Source organism: bacterium (assembly GCA_016873475.1).
Classification (GTDB): domain Bacteria; phylum Krumholzibacteriota; class Krumholzibacteriia; order JACNKJ01; family JACNKJ01; genus VGXI01.
The window spans coordinates 1-17405 of the sequence record VGXI01000052.1 but is presented as its reverse complement, the minus strand read 5'-3'; the positions used below and the strand labels follow the sequence as shown (position 1 = coordinate 17405).

14 protein-coding genes and 1 riboswitch are annotated in these 17405 nt (G+C 74.4%); of the genes, 5 read left to right on the top strand and 9 right to left on the bottom strand.

Annotated features, from left to right (window positions below; all coding sequences use genetic code 11):
* Together FJ251_06365 and FJ251_06360 are read right to left on the bottom strand one after the other, a co-directional pair.
* Positions 1-439: riboflavin biosynthesis protein RibD (locus FJ251_06365; GenBank protein ID MBM4117357.1), on the bottom strand; the 439-nt coding region annotated here is incomplete at its 3' end.
* A gap of 77 nt (positions 440-516) precedes the next feature.
* A riboswitch (FMN riboswitch) is annotated at positions 517-657 on the bottom strand.
* 39 nt (positions 658-696) lie between these two features.
* Positions 697-1239 carry a hypothetical protein gene (locus FJ251_06360; GenBank protein MBM4117356.1) on the bottom strand — a complete coding sequence of 181 codons (543 nt, stop codon included), beginning with the start codon at positions 1237-1239 and terminating at the stop codon, positions 697-699.
* Positions 1240-1326: 87 nt separating this feature from the next.
* Between FJ251_06360 and FJ251_06355 the strand changes: the two genes are divergently transcribed.
* The 5 genes from FJ251_06355 (at position 1327) to FJ251_06335 (ending at position 6228) form a co-directional block, all read left to right on the top strand.
* The gene (locus tag FJ251_06355; protein ID MBM4117355.1) at positions 1327-2619 is read left to right on the top strand and encodes an efflux RND transporter periplasmic adaptor subunit; all 1293 of its coding nucleotides are present in this window, start codon (positions 1327-1329) and stop codon (positions 2617-2619) included.
* Positions 2620-2634: 15 nt separating this feature from the next.
* A complete protein-coding gene (locus tag FJ251_06350; GenBank protein ID MBM4117354.1) occupies positions 2635-3420 on the top strand; it encodes an ABC transporter ATP-binding protein in 786 nt (261 codons plus the stop codon).
* Positions 3417-4634 carry an FtsX-like permease family protein gene (locus FJ251_06345; GenBank protein MBM4117353.1) on the top strand — a complete coding sequence of 406 codons (1218 nt, stop codon included), beginning with the start codon at positions 3417-3419 and terminating at the stop codon, positions 4632-4634. The genes FJ251_06350 and FJ251_06345 overlap by 4 nt, the downstream gene beginning before the upstream one ends.
* Positions 4635-4843: 209 nt before the next feature.
* On the top strand, positions 4844-5101 hold the full coding sequence (locus tag FJ251_06340; protein ID MBM4117352.1) for a sulfurtransferase TusA family protein: 258 nt from the start codon (positions 4844-4846) through the stop codon (positions 5099-5101).
* The gene (locus FJ251_06335; GenBank protein MBM4117351.1) at positions 5098-6228 is read left to right on the top strand and encodes a thiamine biosynthesis protein; all 1131 of its coding nucleotides are present in this window, start codon (positions 5098-5100) and stop codon (positions 6226-6228) included. The genes FJ251_06340 and FJ251_06335 overlap by 4 nt, the downstream gene beginning before the upstream one ends.
* Here FJ251_06335 and FJ251_06330 read toward each other — a convergent pair.
* From FJ251_06330 to FJ251_06300, 7 genes are all read right to left on the bottom strand, one after another.
* On the bottom strand, positions 6225-7985 hold the full coding sequence (locus tag FJ251_06330; GenBank protein ID MBM4117350.1) for a hypothetical protein: 1761 nt from the start codon (positions 7983-7985) through the stop codon (positions 6225-6227). The two genes, FJ251_06335 and FJ251_06330, sit on opposite strands and share 4 nt — an antisense overlap.
* 1 nt (position 7986) lies before the next feature.
* The gene (ftsY, locus tag FJ251_06325; protein MBM4117349.1) at positions 7987-8916 is read right to left on the bottom strand and encodes a signal recognition particle-docking protein FtsY; all 930 of its coding nucleotides are present in this window, start codon (positions 8914-8916) and stop codon (positions 7987-7989) included.
* The gene (gene smc / locus FJ251_06320) at positions 8913-12470 is read right to left on the bottom strand and encodes a chromosome segregation protein SMC (protein ID MBM4117348.1); all 3558 of its coding nucleotides are present in this window, start codon (positions 12468-12470) and stop codon (positions 8913-8915) included. The genes ftsY and smc overlap by 4 nt, the downstream gene beginning before the upstream one ends.
* A 45-nt stretch (positions 12471-12515) precedes the next feature.
* On the bottom strand, positions 12516-13787 hold the full coding sequence (locus tag FJ251_06315) for a hypothetical protein (protein MBM4117347.1): 1272 nt from the start codon (positions 13785-13787) through the stop codon (positions 12516-12518).
* Entirely contained in the window at positions 13784-15268 is a 1485-nt protein-coding gene (selA, locus tag FJ251_06310) for an L-seryl-tRNA(Sec) selenium transferase (GenBank protein ID MBM4117346.1), read from the bottom strand. Before selA ends, FJ251_06315 begins: the two co-directional genes overlap by 4 nt.
* On the bottom strand, positions 15255-17033 hold the full coding sequence (locus FJ251_06305; GenBank protein ID MBM4117345.1) for a hypothetical protein: 1779 nt from the start codon (positions 17031-17033) through the stop codon (positions 15255-15257). The genes selA and FJ251_06305 overlap by 14 nt, the downstream gene beginning before the upstream one ends.
* On the bottom strand, positions 17023-17405 hold a 383-nt coding region (locus tag FJ251_06300; GenBank protein MBM4117344.1), incomplete at its 5' end, for a gamma carbonic anhydrase family protein. The genes FJ251_06305 and FJ251_06300, both read right to left, overlap by 11 nt.

Here is a 17405-nt window from a genome sequence, read left to right as displayed (position 1 = left end):
CCCCCGCGGCGGCGAGCGGGCCGCCCGTCACCGCGAGGCCCGCCGCCGCGAGCAGGCGGTGGCTTTCGCCCCGCTCGCGCGGGTTGGGATCCTCCAGCGCGTAGACGACCCGCGCGATGCCCGCGGCGAGGATGGCCTCCGTGCAGGGCGGCGTGCGGCCATGACGGTGGCAGGGCTCGAGACTGACGTAGAGCGTGGCGCCGCGCGGATCCTCGCTGGCCGCGGCCAGGGCCTCCCGCTCGGCGTGCGGGCTGCCCACGCGCTGGTGCCAGCCCTCGCCGATCAGGCGTCCCGCCTTGACGAGGACGGCCCCCACCTGCGGATTCGGCGCGACGGCGCGCCCGCCGCGCGCGGCGAGTTCCAGACAGCGCAGGAGCCAGCGGCGATCGGCCGCCGTCTCGCCCGTCCACTGCGACTCGCCTTGCGGATTCGCGCTCACGCTCCCCCCTCGCCGGCGGGCACAAAAAAACCGAGGCGGAACCTCGGGGCGTGCGAAGGCAGGGCGCAGCTCGCGCCGACAGCCTTCTCCCATCCGGACTTTGACCGTCGGCTCCGGGTTCGCACCGGATCTGCGGCTCGCGCCGCTCGCGGGCTGGGCCTCTCTCGCGAGAGGAGATCACCGCCGGTGGGGAGTTTCACCCCGCCCCGAAGGCTGCCTCAATAAACCCAGGGTTCCGGACCCTGTCAAGGCGCCTCTCAGTCGAGGATTTCTGAGAAGAACGCCTGCAGCTGGGCCCAGGAGCGCCGGTCGGCCGCCGCGTTGTAGGCCGCTCCTGCGCTGGGATCCGTGCCCGCCTCGCGCTGCGTGAAGGCGCGGACCGCCCCCGCGTAGAGAACGAGCTGGTAGTCCACCCGCGCGGCTTCCATCTCGGCGACGAAGGCCTGCAGCTCGTCCAGCTTGACGAAGGGATCGGCTGCGCCGGAGCGGGCGACATCGAGGGCGCCGCTGCCGCCGAAGCAGTAGCCAATGGCGGCCAGGCGCTGCGGGGCGACGCGGGGATCGCGGGCGAGCGCGTCGTCGTCGGCGAGGGTGCCCTCGCAGGTGCGCCCGGCGTGCGTGTCGGTGAGCGTCTGCGTGACGAGCTTGGCGTGCACGGGCTGGCTCCCGAGGCTGGCGAGAAGCAGCAGGGCGCAGAGGGCGTGGCGGCGCATGGCGAGCTCCCGGTGTTCAGGCGAGGGGTGGATCCCGGAAACCGCGGGAGCACAGCGGCCATTGCAACGCGGGGGCGCGCGCCGCATTTTGGCGGCGGCGCGTGTCCCTCCGTGCTAGGATCCCCCCTTCGCAGGCGAGATGCGGCTGCCGGCGCCGGCCGGGCGGCGGCCGGGATGGAGGCTCTGTCGATGCGCAAGCTCGGACTCTGGATCGCGATCGCCGTGGCGGTGCTCGTCGGCGCCGCCGCGCTCTGGAAGTTCGGCCGGCGCGGCGAGGCCGCCCCGCGCTACCGCAGCGAGGCCGTCAGCCGCGGCGACATCGAGGTGCGCGTGTCGGCGACCGGCACGCTCAACCCGGTGACGACCGTCCAGGTGGGCAGCCAGGTCAGCGGCACCATCGCCGCCCTCTACGCGGACTTCAACGACCGCGTTCGCGCCGGGCAGGTGCTGGCCCAGCTCGACCCCACCTTCCTCAAGGCCCAGGTCGCCCAGAACCGCGCCGATCTGACACGCGCGGAGGTCGCCCTGCGCCAGGCCGCGCGGGACAGCGCCCGCACGGCCCCGCTCGCGGCCGAGGGCCTCGTCTCGCAGGCGGAGCTCGACGCCGCGCTCACCGCGCTGGAGGCCGCCCGCGCCTCCGTGGAGAGCGCGCGCGCCTCGCTCGAGCGCGCCCAGACCAACCTGCGCTACGCGACGATCAGCTCCCCGATCGACGGCGTCGTCGTCTCCCGCGACGTCGACGTCGGCCAGACCGTGGCGGCCTCGCTCTCGGCGCCCACGCTCTACACGATCGCCCAGGACCTGACGCAGATGCAGCTCGAGGCGGCCGTCGACGAGGCGGACATCGGCAGCATCCGCGAGAACCAAGCGGCGAGCTTCACCGTGGACGCCTATCCCGACCTGCGCTTCACCGGCAGCGTGCACCAGATCCGCCTCGCGCCGCAGACGATCTCGAACGTCGTCACCTACACGGTCGTGATCCGCGTCGAGAATCCCGAGCAGCAGCTGCTGCCCGGCATGACGGCCAATGTCTCCGTGCTCGTCGATGCCGCGCGCGACGTGCTGAAGGTGCCGGCGATGGCCCTGCGCTTCCGCCCCCCGGGCGCGAGCCCGGGCGACGGCGGGCCCGGCGCCGCCCAGGCAGCGGCGGCCGGTCGCGGCGAGTCGCGTCGGGAGCGCCCCGGCGCCGAGCGGGGCGCCGCGGGCCACGAGCGCCCGGCTGCGGACCGCGCCGCGCCGGCGCCGCGCACCGGCCAGCTCTACCTGCTCGCCGCGAACGGCGAGCTCCAGGCCGTCGCCGTCCGCACCGGCGTGAGCGACGGCAGCTTCACGGCCGTCTTCGGCGAGACGATTGCCGAGGGAGCGCAGGTCGTGCTCGCGCTCGAGACCGGCGGGGGCAGGCCCCCCGAAGCGGGCGTCGTCAATCCCTTCCAGCCGCGGCCCCCGGGCGGCGGCCGCCGCATGTAGCCGGGGGGGACGCGAGTGGGCGCGGTCATCGACATCCACGAGGTGGTCAAGGTCTACGGCCGCGGCGAGAGCCAGGTGATCGCGCTGCGCGGGGTGAGCTTCCGCGTGGAGGCCGGCGAGATGGTGGCGATCATGGGCGCCTCGGGCAGCGGCAAGTCGACCCTGATGAACATCGTCGGTTGCCTGGACAAGCCGACCGCCGGGCGCTACGCGCTGCGCGGCGAGGACGTCGGCCGCCTGGGCCGCGACCAGCTCGCCGAGATCCGCAATCGGCGGATCGGATTCGTCTTCCAGAGCTTCAACCTGCTCGCGCGCACGAGCGCGCTCGAGAACGTCGCCCTGCCTCTCGTCTACAGCGCGGGCAAGGGAGCGGGCAGCGGCATCGAGCGGCGGGCGCGGGCGAGCCTGGAGCGCGTGGGCCTCGGCGAGCGGGCGCACCACGTGCCGAGCCAGCTCTCGGGCGGGCAGCAGCAGCGGGTCGCCGTGGCGCGGGCGCTGGTCAACGATCCCGACATCCTGCTCGCCGACGAACCGACGGGCAACCTCGACACCCGCACCTCGGTAGGAATGATGCAGGTCTTCCAGGAACTGAATGCGAAGGGGATGACCGTGGCGCTGATCACGCACGAGACGGACATCGCCGAATACGCCACGCGAGTGATCGTCCTGCGCGACGGGCTCATCGTCGAGGACCACCCGATCGCGCGGCGCCGCGACGCCGGCGAGGAGCTGCGCCGGCTGCCCGCGGCCAGCGCGGTCCGCCTGCCCGGGCTGCTCGGCGTTCCGGAGGGTGCCGCATGAGAGTCTGGCTGCTGCTCAAGGTCGCCCTGCGCTCGATCGGGCGCAACAAGCTGCGCTCGGGGCTCACGGTGCTCGGCATCGTGATCGGGGTCGGGGCCGTGATCGCCATGGTCGGCATCGGCGAGGGCGCCTCGAGCCTGGTGCAGGCGCAGATCTCCTCGCTGGGCGACAATCTGATCAACGTCTTCCCGGGCTCCTTCATGAGCGGCGGCCGGCACGGCGGCGCCGGCAGCATGTCGACCCTCACCGAGGAGGACGCCAGGGCCATCGAGGCCCAGGTGCCCTTCATCACGCGGCTGAGCCCGACGGCGGACAGCCGCGGCATGGTGGTCTACGGCAACCAGAACTGGTTCACCTCGATCCAGGGCGGCGACGCCGACTACTTCGAGATCCGCAGCTGGCCGATCGTGAGCGGCAGCGGCTTCAACGACTCGGCCGTGCGCGGGGTCGCCAAGGTTGCAGTGGTCGGCCAGACGGTGGCCACGCAGCTCTTCGCGGGCGCGGATCCGGTCGGTCAGATCATCCGCGTGCAGAAGATGCCCTTCACGGTGATCGGCGTGCTCGCCAAGAAGGGCCAGAACAGCTGGGGCCGCGACCAGGACGACGTCGTCGTCGTTCCCTACACGACGGTCATGAAGCGTCTCTCCGGCCAGACCAAGCTGTCGATGATCCTCGCCTCGGCCAGCTCGGCGGAGACGATGCCCCAGGCGGTGGCCGGCATCCAGGAGCTGCTGCGCCAGCGGCACCGGATCGGCCCCGGCGCCGACGACGACTTCACCGTGCGCACGCAGCAGGACATCGCGAGCGTGATGGGCTCCACCTCGCGCGTGATGCGCATCCTGCTCGCGGCGATCGCCTCCGTGTCGCTGCTCGTGGGCGGCATCGGGATCATGAACATCATGCTGGTCTCGGTGACCGAGCGCACGCGCGAGATCGGCATCCGGATGGCGGTGGGCGCCAAGGGCTGGCACATCCTGATCCAGTTCTTGGCCGAGGCGGTGGTGCTGGCGGCGATCGGCGGCCTGGCTGGCATTGGCCTCGGCTTCGCCACCGCGAAGCTGGTGGCGCGCTTCGCGCGTTGGCCCATCCTCGTGCCGCCGGACGCCGTGCTGCTCGCCTTCCTGTTCGCGGCGGCGATCGGCATCTTCTTCGGCTTCTGGCCGGCGCGCAAGGCCTCGCGGCTCGATCCCATCGAGGCGCTGCGCTACGAGTAGCGCGGCCGCTGGGCTCCCCGGCGGCTAGCCGCCCCAGAGCCAGCTCAGGCCGAGTGCGAACGTGGGCCCGCTCGCACTCTCGCGCCCGCCGCCGGCGCTGCGCCCGCCCCTCAGCGGGGATTCGGATCCGCCGGATGTCGCGGGCGCGTGCAATGCCGAGCAGAATTGCTACACTATCCGTGAACGCAGGCCGAGGAGTCCGATCCCCGATGAGCGCCCCCGATCGCCCGGGCGTCACCCGCCGACTCGACACGCGCGGCAGCTACTGCCCGCGGCCGGTGATCGACACCGACAAGGCCATGCGCGAACTGGCAGCGGGCGAGGTGCTCGAGGTGCTGGCCGACGACATCGGCGTCAAGCTGGACCTGCCGGCCTGGTGTCGCGCGCACCGGCAGCGGCTGCTGGCCGTTGAAGAGGAGGGCCGCCTGATCCGCGTCCTCATCATGAAGGTGGGCGACAGCCCATGAGCCTGGCCTCGCGGCTCAAGGAAGATGGCAGCCGGGTGAAGGCCATCGGCCTCATCTCGGGCGGCCTGGACAGCACGCTCGCCGCGCGCGTGATCGCCGAGCAGGGCATCGCCGTGCTCGGCATCAACTTCTCGACGGGCTTCTGCCGCAGCGACCACCACCGCGCGATGGGCGCCCTCGGCAAGCGGCAGGACCCCCGCCGCCTGCGCAACGAGGCCCTGCGCGCGGGCGCCGACCTCGAAGTGCCCGTGCGCATCGTCGATCTCGCCGAGGGCTATCTCGACGTGATCCTCCGCCCCCGCCACGGCTACGGCGCCAACCTCAATCCCTGCGTCGACTGCCGCGCCTACATGCTGCGCGCGGCGCGGGCGATCATGCTGGAGGAGGGCGCGGACTTCGTCTTCACCGGCGAGGTGCTCGGCCAGCGGCCGATGAGCCAGCACCTGCAGGCGATGCAAACCATCGAGCGCGAGAGCGGGCTGGCCGGCTTCCTGCTGCGGCCGCTCTCGGCGCGGCTCCTCGCCCCCACCGAGCCCGAGAAGCGGGGCTGGGTGGACCGCGAGAAGCTCCTGCGCATCCAGGGCCGGACGCGCCGGCTGCAGTACCAGCTCGCCGCCGCCGCCGGTTTGGACGACATCCCCAATCCGGCCGGCGGCTGCTGCTACCTGACGGACATCGTCTACGCCGCGCGCTTCGCCGACCTCGTGCTGCACCTGCCCGCGGGCGCGCGCCCCACGGAGCGGGACATCCTGCTGCTCAAGGTGGGCCGGCACTTCCGGCTCACGCCGGGGCTCAAGCTCGTCGTCGGGCGCGAGGAGGCCGAGAACAACTTCCTCAAGCACTTCTTCCCGGAGGGGCCCTTCCTCGAGGCGCCCTTCGTGTCGGGCCCGCTCGGCTTCGTGCACGTGCTGCCCGGCGCGCCTACTCCGACGCGCGCGGAGCGCGAGCTGATGGCGGCCCTCATCGGCCGCTACGGCAAGGGCCGCAGCGCGGAGCTGCTCGAGGTGGAGTACCGCCAGGGCGAGGCGAGCGAGATGCTGCGCGTGAAGCCCCTGCCCGAGAGCGCGCCGCTGGACGCCTACCGCATCAAGACGGACTACGACCGCCAGGCCGTGCGCTGGCGCTAGCGCGCTGACCCGGCCGCCCTGTCCGCCGCGGCGGACGCCGCGCGCGCCAGCGCCGCCTCGAAGTCCCGCAGCGCCTGCCCCGCCCGGTCCGGCGCCGCGGCCGCGAGCGCCGCGAGCCGCGCGCGGATCGCTTCCGCGCCCGCCGCGTCTCCCGTGACCAGGGCCAGTACGCCGCGATCGTAGAGGAGATCGGGATCGTCGGGATGCAGGGCCTGCAGCACCTCCACTTCGCGGATCGCCTCGCGCAGGTAGCGCTGCTGGAAGAGCACCCGCGTCAGCTCCCGCCGCCCGACCTCGCCGCGGCCCAGGTAGCGGAAGTCGGTGAGACCCGAGAGCAGGTAGAGTTCGCTGCGCTGCCAGGCGGGATCGGCGCCCGGCTCGACGCCGGGCAGCGCGCTGAGCACGCGGAAGCTGGTCACCGCCGGGAAGAAGAGCGGCACGGCCGCGCCCTGGTAGAGCGCCTTGTCGACGGGCAGGAACTGCACGCGCCGCGCGCCGGGGGTCGCGCGCAGGCCGGCCGCGAGGTCCACCGCCTCGCCGACGAAGGGCGCGATCGCGAGCACCTCCCCCTGGGGCGGCGTCGGCTCGGCGCGCAGCTCGCGCACGGCCGCCTCGACGAGCGCGCCGTAGCGCAGCATCGGATCGGCCTGCAGCTTGCCCTCGAGGGTCATCGCCGTGCGCGCCTCGAGGCGCCAGGCGCAGAGCGCGGCCAGGAGGAGCGGCGCCAGGAGCGCCCAGCGCGGCGAGGGCAGGGGCAGCCGCGCGAGCCCCGCGGCCGCCAGCAGCCAGAGCGGCGCGAGTGGCAGGTAGAGGTAGTAGAGGTAGCTGTGCCGCACGAGCGGCAGGACCGGCGCGACCAGGACGAGGGCCACGAGCGCGGCGGCACCGACTGCGGCGCGCCAGCGCGGGCGCCAGACAGCGAGTAGACCGAGCGCGAGGGGCAGGACCAGCCCCCAGCGCCAGAGCGAGGGCTCGTACTGCGGCACCTGATCGGGGAAGGGCGTCCAGAGGCGCAGCAGCCAGGCGCTGTAGGTGAGGGCGTTCCAGAGGATGTTCGCGCCGTAGGCCGCCGCGTAGGGATCCCCCGCCGGGCGCGGCGTCAGCGCGCCGCCCGTGTAGAGGAGGACGAGCCCCGGCGCGAGGGCGAGGAGCGCGCGCAGCCGCCGCGCACGCCGGCCGGCCGGCGCACCGGGCAGAGCGCTCCCCGGCAAGACGAGCGCCGCGATCGGCAGCAGGTAGGCCGCCTCCTTGCTGAGCAGCGCGCAAAGGTAGAGCAGCAGCGCGAGCGGCTCGGCGAGCCGCCCCGGCCGCAGCCAGACCCAGACGGCCGCGATCGCGAAGCTGGCCATCAGCACGTCCTGCACGCCGCTGATCCAGTGCAGGCAGGTGAAGGCGACCGGCGAGAAGACGAAGAGGAGCGCCGCCAACCAGCCGCCCGTCTCGCCCAGGCCGAGCCGCCCCGCGAGCCGCGCGAGCAGCCAGGCGTTCGCCGCGTGCAGGAGCAGGATTGCGAGATGGAAGAGCGCCGGCCGCTCGCCGAAGAGCTGCCAGCCGGCGCTGAAGAAGACCCGCACCGAGAGCAGGCGGCGCGTGCCCATGCCCCAGGGCACCTGCCCGTCGGCGCGCAGCAGGAAGAGCAGATCGTCGGTGCTGAAGAAGACGCCGAAGGCCGCGCGGTAGAGCGCCAGCGTCAGCGCGGCGAGCAACAGGGCGAAGAGCGCCTCGCGCCGGCTGCTCGCGCCGCGCCAGCCGGCCACGTCAATCCCTCGCCAGCAGCGCGGCGCTGAAGGCCGCCGGATCGAAGGGCGCCAGGTCCGCGAGCGTCTCGCCGAGACCCACCCAGCGCACGGGGATGCCCAGCTCGCGGCCGATCGCCAGCACGACGCCGCCCTTGGCCGTGCCGTCGAGCTTGGCGAGCACGATGCCCGTCACCTCCGTCGCCTCCTTGAAGACGCGCGACTGCTGGATCGCGTTCTGGCCCGTGTTGGCGTCGATGACGAGCAGCACCTCCTGCGGCGCGCCCGCCACCTCGCGGCCGATCACGCGGCGGATCTTGGCCAGCTCGGCCATCAGGTGCGCCTTGTTGTGCAGGCGCCCGGCCGTGTCGACGATGACGACGTCCACCCCGCGCGCCTTGGCGGCAGCGATCGCGTCGTGGGCGACGGCCGCCGGATCAGCGCCCGGCCCGTGGCGCACGATGTCGCAGCCCAGGCGCTCGGCCCAGATCGCGAGCTGATCGCCCGCCGCGGCGCGGAAGGTGTCCGCCGCCGCGAGCAGCACCTTGCGCCCGGCCTGCTGGTGCTGCCAGGCCAGCTTGGCCGCGCTCGTCGTCTTGCCGACGCCGTTGACGCCGACCAGCAGGACGACGCGCGGCCCGGCCGCCCAGGGCGCCTCCGGCGTCTGGCCGGCCGCCAGCTCCGCGTCGATCGCCTCGCGCAGCAGGCCGAGCACGGCCTCGAAGTCGTCCCCGCGGACGCCGCCCGCTGTCAGTTGCTGCCGCGCGCGCTCGGCGACGTCGACCGCGAGCTCCGCGCCGAGGTCGGCCTCGATGAGCAGCTCCTCGAGCGCTTCGAAAACGGCCGGCGCTAGCTCGGCGCGGCCGCCGCCCGCGAAGAGCGTCTCGACGCGCCCCACGAGCTGGCTGCGGGTCTTGCCGAGGCCGGCCTTCAGCTTCGCGAAGAGGTTCACGAGGCGGCCGCCGCCTGGGCGCCGAAGTCGTCCGGCACGTCCTCGAGCGCCACGCTCACCAGCTTGGAGACGCCGCTCTCCTCCATCGTCACGCCGTAGAGATGGCCGGCCACTTCCATCGTCCGCTTGTTGTGCGTGATGATCACGAACTGCGTGCGGGCGCTGAACTCGCGCACGAGCTTGGTGAAGCGCGCGATGTTGGCGTCGTCCAGCGGCGCATCCACTTCGTCGAAGACGCAGAAGGGGCTGGGCTGGCTGAGGTAGACGGCGAAGAGCAGGGCGAGCGCGGTGAGCGTCTTCTCGCCGCTGGAGAGCAGCTGTACCGTGCTGATGTTCTTCTCGCGCGGCTTGGCGGTGACGACGATCTCGCCCTCGAGCGGATCCTCGGGATCGATGGTGAAGGCGAGGTCCGCCTCGCCGCCGTCGAACAGCGTGCAGAAGATCTCGATGAAGTTCGCGCGGATCGCGCGGAAGCTCTCGGCGAAGCGCTGCTTGGCCTCGGCGTTGATCGTGCGGATGGTCTCCAGCAGCTGCGCGCGCGCGGCGAGCAGGTCCGCCTGCTGGGCGAGCAGGAACTCGTAGCGCGCGTTCTTCTCCGTGTACTCCTCCAGCGCGAGCAGATTGACCACGCCCAGGCGCGCGAGCTTCTCCTTGAGCGCGGCGACAGCCTCCGCGACGCTCTGTTCCACCGCCGGGCGGTAGCCCCCGTCGGCGGCCGGGTCGGCGGCCGGATCCAGCTCGGCGCCCAGCTCCTCGCGAACTCGCGCCTGCAGGTCCTCCATCTTCACGCGCAGGGTGCTGATCTCGATGTCCAGGGCGTGGGCGGCCTGCTCGCTCTCGCGCTGCGCCTCGCGCAGGCGGCGCAGCTCCGCCTGCCGCTCGCCCAGCGCATCGCGCAGGGCGCCGATCTCGGCGAGCAGGGCAGCGGCGTCGCCGCGCTGGACTTCGAGCGCGCGGCGCTCCGCGCTGAGGCCCTCCCGGAGGCTCTGGGCCTGCTCGCGCAGGTTCGTCACCTGGCCGCGGCTGGTGGCGGCGCCGGTCTCGCCGCTCTCGCGGCGCGACCACTGGCCCGCCAAGTTGCGCTCGAGGTTCTCCTCGCGCAGGCGCAGATTCTCGCGCCGGCCGCGGGTGGCCGTCATCTCCAGGCGGCGCTCGTCGCCGCGGGCGCGCGCGCTGTCGCGCTCGCGCTCCAGACGCGCCACCTCCACCTCGAGGGCGGCCAGGTCCAGGGACTGGGCCGGCTGCGCCTCGCCGAGCTGCGCGAGGCCCGCCTCCGCGGCCGCGAGGGCCGCGGCGAACGCGGCGGACTGCCGTTGCTGGAGGGCGATCTCGTCGGCGACGGCCTGGGCGTCCTCGCCCGCGCGCGCGAGGCGCGTCTCGATCCGCGCGCGCTCCGTCTCGCGTTCGGCGAGCCGGGCCCGGGCGGCGGGCAATTCGGCCTCGAGGGCCGCCAGCGCTTCGCGCAGGGCCGTCTGCGTGGCGAGGTGATCGGCGCGCGCCTGGGCCAGGCGCTGCCGCTGCGGCGCCAGGGCCGCCAGTTCGCTGGCCAGGGCCGCCAGCTCTTCGCCGCGGCCCAGGGGTCGGCTCTCCTCGGGGCCCGTGCTGCCGCCGGCCACGAGGCCGCGCTGGAACACGAAGCCCTCCGGCGTGACGAGCACCAGCTCCTCGCCGCCGGCCGCGGCCAGGGCCGCCCGCGCGCGCTCCGCGTCGGGCGCGTAGTGGTGCCGCGCGAGCAGGCGCGCCAGCGCGGCGTGCAGTTCGGGCGGGCCGTCGACGAGGTCGATCAGCGGCAGGCAGTCCGCGGGCGTCCTGGTGGCCGGCGCGGGGGCGACGGCCGCCAACTCGACGAGCAGGGCGCGCCCGCCGTCCTCCGCCCGCAATTCGTGCAGCCAGTCGAGACCGCGACCACCGCGCACGACGAGGGCGCCCAGTTCGCGCTCGAGGGCGCACTCGACGGCCACGCGGTAACGGCTCTCCACCCGCAGCAGGTCGCCGAGCGCGCCGAGGAGGTCGCCGTCGCCCGCGTGGCGATCGCGCAGACGCCGCGTGCCTTCGGGGTAGCCCGCGCCTTCGTCGCGCAGGCGGGCGAGCAGTTCGTGGCGCGCGGCGGCCTTCTCGGCCTTCAGCTCCAGCTCGCGCAGCAGGGCTTCCACTTCGAGCCGGCCGAACTCGTCCCGCTCGGCTCCCGCGCGCAGCTCCTCCTGACGCCCCTGCAGGGCGAGCAGCGCGGCAGCGGCGGCGGCCTCGCCCTGCCGCAGGCTGACCAGCTCCGCCTCGTGCTGGGCGCGCTGCGCGTCCAGCGCTGCCGTCTCGGCAGCCAGCTCGCTCTGCCGGCGCGCGCTGGCGGCGAGCCGCTCGCGCAGGCGCTCGAGCTCGCCGCTCGTCTCGGCCTGCTGGCGCGCGAAGTCGAGCTGGAGCTGCTTCTCTCGGGTGAGGACGCCGCGGCGCTCGCCGAAGCTGGTATCCAGCTCCCGGTGCTCGATCTCGACCGTCGCCAGCTCGCTCTCCAGGCGCGAGGCGAGAGCTTCCAGCTCGCCCCGCTCGCCGGTCAGCTCGCGCCGCTCGCTCTCCAGGCGCTCGATCACCTCGGCGGCCAGACGGGCTTCCTGCTCGAGCAGCGCGGCCTGGCGCTCCTCGGCGCGGGCCCGCTCCTCGAGCACGGCGAGTTCCTCCTCGCGGCTGCGGTAGGCGCCCGTCACCTCGTCGAGCCGGTCGCGGCGGCGCTTGTACTCCTCCTCGCGGGTGGGGAGCTCGAGCTGCTCGGCCGCGAGCCCGGCCTCGAGGCCGGCGAGCCGCGCCTCGCTCTCGCGGCCGGCATCGCTCGCGCACTCGCGTTCGCGGAAGAGCGCGCGCTGCCGCTGCCAGTAGGCGTGCAGCTGCTCGGCGGCGAGCTGGCGCTCGGCGGCGGTCAGCTCCTCCTTCACGCGCTGATAGCTGCGCGCGCGCCCCACCTGCACCTTCAGCGAGCGCACGCTCTTGCCCAGCTCGTCGAGGATGTCGGTGAGCCGCGTCAGGTCGCCTTCGGTGGCGGTCAGCTTGGCCAGGCTCTCCTTGCGGCGCAGCTTGTAGCGCATGATGCCGCTGGCTTCCTCGAAGAGCAGGCGGCGCTTGTCGCCCGTCTCGGCGAGGATGTCCTTGACCATGCCCAGCTCGATGATCGAGTAGACGTGGTTGCCCAGGCCGGTACCCGCGAGCAGGTCGCGGATCTCGTGCAGACGATAGGGCTGGCGGTTGAGGAAGTACTCGCTGCCGCCCGCGCGCGTGACGCGGCGCGTGATGCTGATCTCGTCCCACTCGACGGGCAGCGTCTCGTTGGCGCCCGTGAAGGTGAGGGTCACCTCGGCGAGGCCCATCGGCGCCCGGCGCTTCGTGCCGTCGAAGATGACGTTCTCCATCTTCGTGCCGCGCAGGAGCTTCGCGCTCTGCTCGCCCAGCACCCAGCGAATCGCGTCGACGATGTTCGACTTGCCGCAGCCGTTGGGTCCGAGCACGGCCGTGATGCCCGGCTCGAAATCCAGGGCGGTCTTGCCCATGAAGGACTTGAAGCCGAGCATCTCCAATCTCGATAGGCGCACGCTTGCTCCTCGCTCCTGCCCGCGTCAGGGCGTCGGTGTCACGATCCGGCAGTAGTCCTCGCCCGCGCGGTCGAGGAGGGAGTCGCGGCAGGCGGCCGCACCCGCGATGTCCGTGAAGGGGCCGAGCCAGAGCCGATACCAGCGCACGCCCTCGACGGTGGCAGGCGCGAGGCGCGCCCCTACCCGCCGCGCGGCCGGGGCGCCGGCGGCCTCCGCGGCCAGGAAGCTGTCGCGATAGGATTCGAGGTGGACGTAGAAGGGGCCCGTCCCGGCGAGCAGCCGCGACCAGCCGGCGGCCGGCTCGAAACGCCGCGCGGGGGCGGTCGCCGGCGCGGATTCGCTCGTTTCGCGCGCGGCAGGCGGCGCCGCGGCCAGGGAATCCGCGGGCGCATGCGGCGCCCGGTAGGGCAGCTCGGCCGGCCCCGGCAGCGGCGAGAAGGCGTCGCCGCCGCCGCGTTCGAGGCTGCGCCCGGGCCCTTCGCCGCGCCAGGGACCGCGGATCAGAGACACGCCGAGGACGAGCAGCACAGCGCCCGCCGGCACGAGGAGCAGCGGCCAGCGCCAGCGGCGCCTCGCTGCCGGCCGGTCGCCGTCCCGCGCCGGCCCCTGCGGCGCGCCCATGCGGGGAGGGGCGCCGCGGAGCGGCCGCTCGCTCCGGGGCGGCGTCACCGTGGCGGGCGGCGTCACCGTGGCGGGCCGCGGCGCCGCGGTCGCCGCCGGCGCGCTGCCCTTTGCCGGCGCGGCGCTCAGGCACAGCCGGGTGTGCACGTTCGCGCGCAGGGCCGGCAGCAGGCCCTCCGCATTGCCCGCATCGGCGAGCAGCAGGACGCGCTCGGCCTCGCCCAGCAGGCGGGCCAGGGTCCGGCCCGGCTCTTCGGGCGACTCGAGGGGCAGGACCCAGCGCCCGCCGCCGGCGATCCAGAGCCCTGCGCAGCCGGGCCGCTCGCTCGCCGCGGCCGCGGGACTGAGCCCGTAGTGGAGGATCTCGGTGAAACCCTCGGGACTGCCGCCGGCCGGGGCGTCGAAGAAAGGCGCGAGGGGATGCGCGTCCACGACCAGGACGCTGCGGCCCGCGCCCTGCCAGTGCGCCGCGAGGCGGGCGCAGAGATCCAGCGCAGCGGCGCCGCCGTCCGCGGCCGCTTCGATCAGGAGCAGGGCGCCCGCCTCGCCGAGGGCGTCGACGGCCGCGGCCAGCTCGGCCAGGGCCGCTCCCGGTTCGCCGCCTGCGGGCGGCCAGACCAGGGCGCTCTCGCCGCGCGGCGGCTCCTTGCCGCCATGGAAAGCGCTCCGACTCACGGCCGGGTCCCCTCCTTCACCGCCTGGGCCAGGATGCGGCGCAGGACGCGCGCCGCTTCCGGCAATTCTTCCCGGGAAACCGCCGCCAAGTCGAGGAAAAACTCCTCGCGCCGCACCGTGCCGAGCAGCGCAGGCCGCGCCGCCCGCAGGCGCTGGGCGAGACGCTGGGCCGAGCAGCCGGCCACGCGCAGCGCGAGGCCGGCGCTGGGCCAGTCGCTCTCCGCCGCGGCGCCGCCGCCGCTGCGCGCAGCGCTCGTCTGCACCTCGATGGCCAGGCCTGCGATCGGCGGCGCGGTGAGCTGCCGCGCGAGTTCGCGGGCGAGCGCCTCGATCGCGCCGCGCTCGCGATCGAGCATGGCGGTCGTCGGCAGGGGCGCCGCGAGGGCGAGGCGGTCGCTGAGCGTCGCCTGGAGAGCGGCGATGTTCAGCTTGTCCAGGCGCAGGGCGCGGGCAAGGGGATTGGCGCGGAGCCGGGCCACCGTCTCGGTGCGGCCGAGCAGAATGCCCGCCTGCGGTCCGCCGAAGACCTTGTCGCCGCTGAAGCTGATCAGGTCGGGACCGGCGGCGAGCGCCTCGGACAGCGGCGGCTCACCCAGCCACTCGGCGCCCGGGTCGAAGCGGCCGCTGCCGAGATCGTAGATCACCGGGCAGCCCTGCTCGGCGCCGAGAGCGACCAGCTCGGCCAGCGTCACCTCGGCGACGTAGCCGATCTGGCTGAAGTTGCTGCGGTGCACCTTGAGCAGCACGTCGCCGCGCTTGGCGATCGCCTTCGCGTAGTCGCTGCGCCGCGTGCGGTTGGTGGTGCCGACCTCGACCATGCGGCCGGCGAAGCGCTCGAGGATCTCCGGCAGGCGGAAGGAGCCGCCGATCTCCACCTGCTCGCCGCGCGAGACGATGAGGCGCCGCCCGCGCGCGAGGGTATCGACGGCGAGCGTGAGCGCAGCCGCGTTGTTGTTGACGGCGAAGGCCGCTTCCGCGCCGGTGAGCAGCGCGAGCAGCAGCTCGACCTTGCGCGTGCGCGCGGCGCGCTCGCCGGTCGCCAGGTCCAGCTCCAGATCGACGGGCCAGCGCGCGGCGAGGGCGAGCTCGCGCTGGGCGCGCTCGGAGAGCGTCGCGCGGCCGAGGTTCGTGTGCAGAAGCACACCGCTGCCATTGATCACGCGCCGGGTGCTCTGCTCGCAGAGTTCCCGCCAGTCGGCCGCCCAGCGCGGCGCCTGCTGGCGAAGGAAGGCGGCGCGCGCGAGCGGCGGGCGGTGGCCCGCGCGCAGGGCGGCGCGGTATTCGGCCAGGCGCAGGTTGAGGAAGCGCCGCAGGCCGTCCCGCCGCCAGCGCCGTGCCAGCGCCGCGAAGGCGGGCGTGGCGAGGAGGGCGTCGACGGGCGGAATGGCCTGCAGTGACCGCTCGAGGTCGCATGCGGACTGGGGCACGGGGACTCGCTTTCGCAGAAGGCTCAGGCTAGCACGGGCCCTAGGGGCCGTCAATGAAGCCCCCGCCGGAGACGGCCGGGCGCCAGGGCGGTCCCGCCTGGAAGGGTTGGATCTCGCCCCCGTGCACGGTCATCAGGGTGACCTGCGCGGCCAGGGCCGCGCGGCGGGTCGCCTCGTCCGCGGCCGCCGCCGTGCGCTCGGCCAGCAGCGCCCGCGTGGCCGCGGGCTGCCCGCCGCCCTCCAGCAGCGACTCGAGCAGGAGCGTGAGGCCGAGGAAGCCGCGGGCTGCGATCGGGCGCACGCCGCTCTCGAAGCGCTCGGCGTGCAGGCGCTCGAAGTCGCGCAGCAGCTCGCGATCGCGCAGGAGTAGCAGGTCGCTGGGGAAGACGGCCCCCTCGATGCCAGCCCCGCCCTGGCGGGCGAGCCGCCGCGAATTCCAGGCTTCGTTGCCCAGGAGCTGGGCGTCGATGCCGTAGAAGGCGAGCTGCGGCACGAGGAGGATGAGCTGCTCGACCTCGCCCGGCAGGAAGAGCAGCTCGGGCTGCGCGACGCGCAGTTCCTCGAGGACTTCGCCGAAGTCGGTCGCCCCCACGTCGTAGGCGACCGAGGCGACCAGCTCGCCGCCCAGGCCCTCGACCGTGGACGCGAAGAGTCGCGCCAGCGTCTCGCCGTCGCCCTGCTTCGGGTAGAGCACCGCGAAGCGAGCACCCAGCAGTTCGCGCACAGCGACGCGGCCCAGCGCCAGAGCCTGCGCCTCGCCGCTGATGCGATTCTGGAAGACCCACTCGCCCACCGCATGGATGTCCTCGGCGGTGGCAGCCGGCGAGAGCAAGGGGACCCCGCGCGCGTTCGCCTCGACGGCGGCCGCCACGGTCGGATTGGAGAGCACCTCCCCCAGCAGAGCGCTCACCTGCTCGACCTGAATGAGCCGGCGCGCGGCGAGCGCCGCCTTGACGGGCTCGCCCTCGGTATCGGCCTCCACGAGCGCGAAGTCGGCGCCGCGTTGACTGTTGAAGCGCCCCAGCGCCAGGCGAGCGCCGTCGCGCAGGGCCTCGCCGTAGATCTGGTAGCGGCCCGTGAGCGGCGCGAGCAGACCGACGCGGCCGCCGCGCACAGACGCCGGCGGGGCAGGCGCCGGCGCTGCCGCGGCCGCCGCAGCGGGCGCTGCCGGTCCGCTGCCAGCCGGAGTCGCCGCCGGGGTGGCGCCGGGGCGCGGCGCCGCCTGCGCCCGGGCGAGCGCCTTCTGAGCCTGGCCCAGCCGGCGCGAGGTGGGACGCCGGTCGAGGAAGCGCTGCAGGTCGGCAGCGCCCAGCTCGTGATCGAGCAGATCGGCGAGCAGGGCCTCGGCCCGCGGCCGCCAGGCCTCGTCCTGCCAGGTTTCGAGAGCACGATCGAGCCCCACCGCGGCGTCGAGACTGCGGCCGGAGGCCGCGAGGGCGCGCGCCTTCAGGACGATGGCCGGCCAGCGCTCGGGACTCGCCGGATAGCGCTCCAGCAGCCGGCTGAGCTGCTCGAGCGCGAGGGCCCAGCGCGCTTCCTCGAGATCGCTCTCCGCCAGACGGCGGGCGAGGGCGGGCGCGCCCCGCCAGTCCGGACTGCGCTCGAGCAGGGCCGCTCCCCGCGCGCGCGCTCTCTCGGCCTCGCCGCGCTCGAAGGCGGCGAGGATCTCGGCGTGCTCGCGCTCGGCGGCCGCCTCCTCGGCGGCGCTGAGGCCGCGCGCGCAGGCGGCGCCGGGCGTCAGGCTCAGGAGCGCGAAGCCGCCGGCCAGCGCGGAGAGCGCGACGAGGAGGGCGAGGAAGCGGCGCCCGCTAGCGGCCATCGGCGTCCTCCTCGACGGGTGCCAGCCCGCGGCGATAGCGCGCCGCGCCCTCGGCGTAGTGAAGGGCCGAGGCCCGGTGCGCGGCGAGGGCCTGCGCTTCGGGCAAGCCGCGCTTGATCGCGGCCGGAACGCCGGCCACGAGGCTGAAGGGCGGAATCTGCATGCCCTCGCGCACGAGTGCCCCCGCGGCGACGAGGCTGCCGCGCCCCACCGTGGCGCCATTGAGCACGGTCGCTCCCATGCCGATCAGCGCTTCGTCCTCGATCGTGCAGCCGTGGAGGATGGCCCCGTGTCCCACCGTGACGCGATCCCCGATGCGCAGCGGGAAGCCGGCGTCGACGTGCAGGATGCTGCCGTCCTGGATGTTCGGGG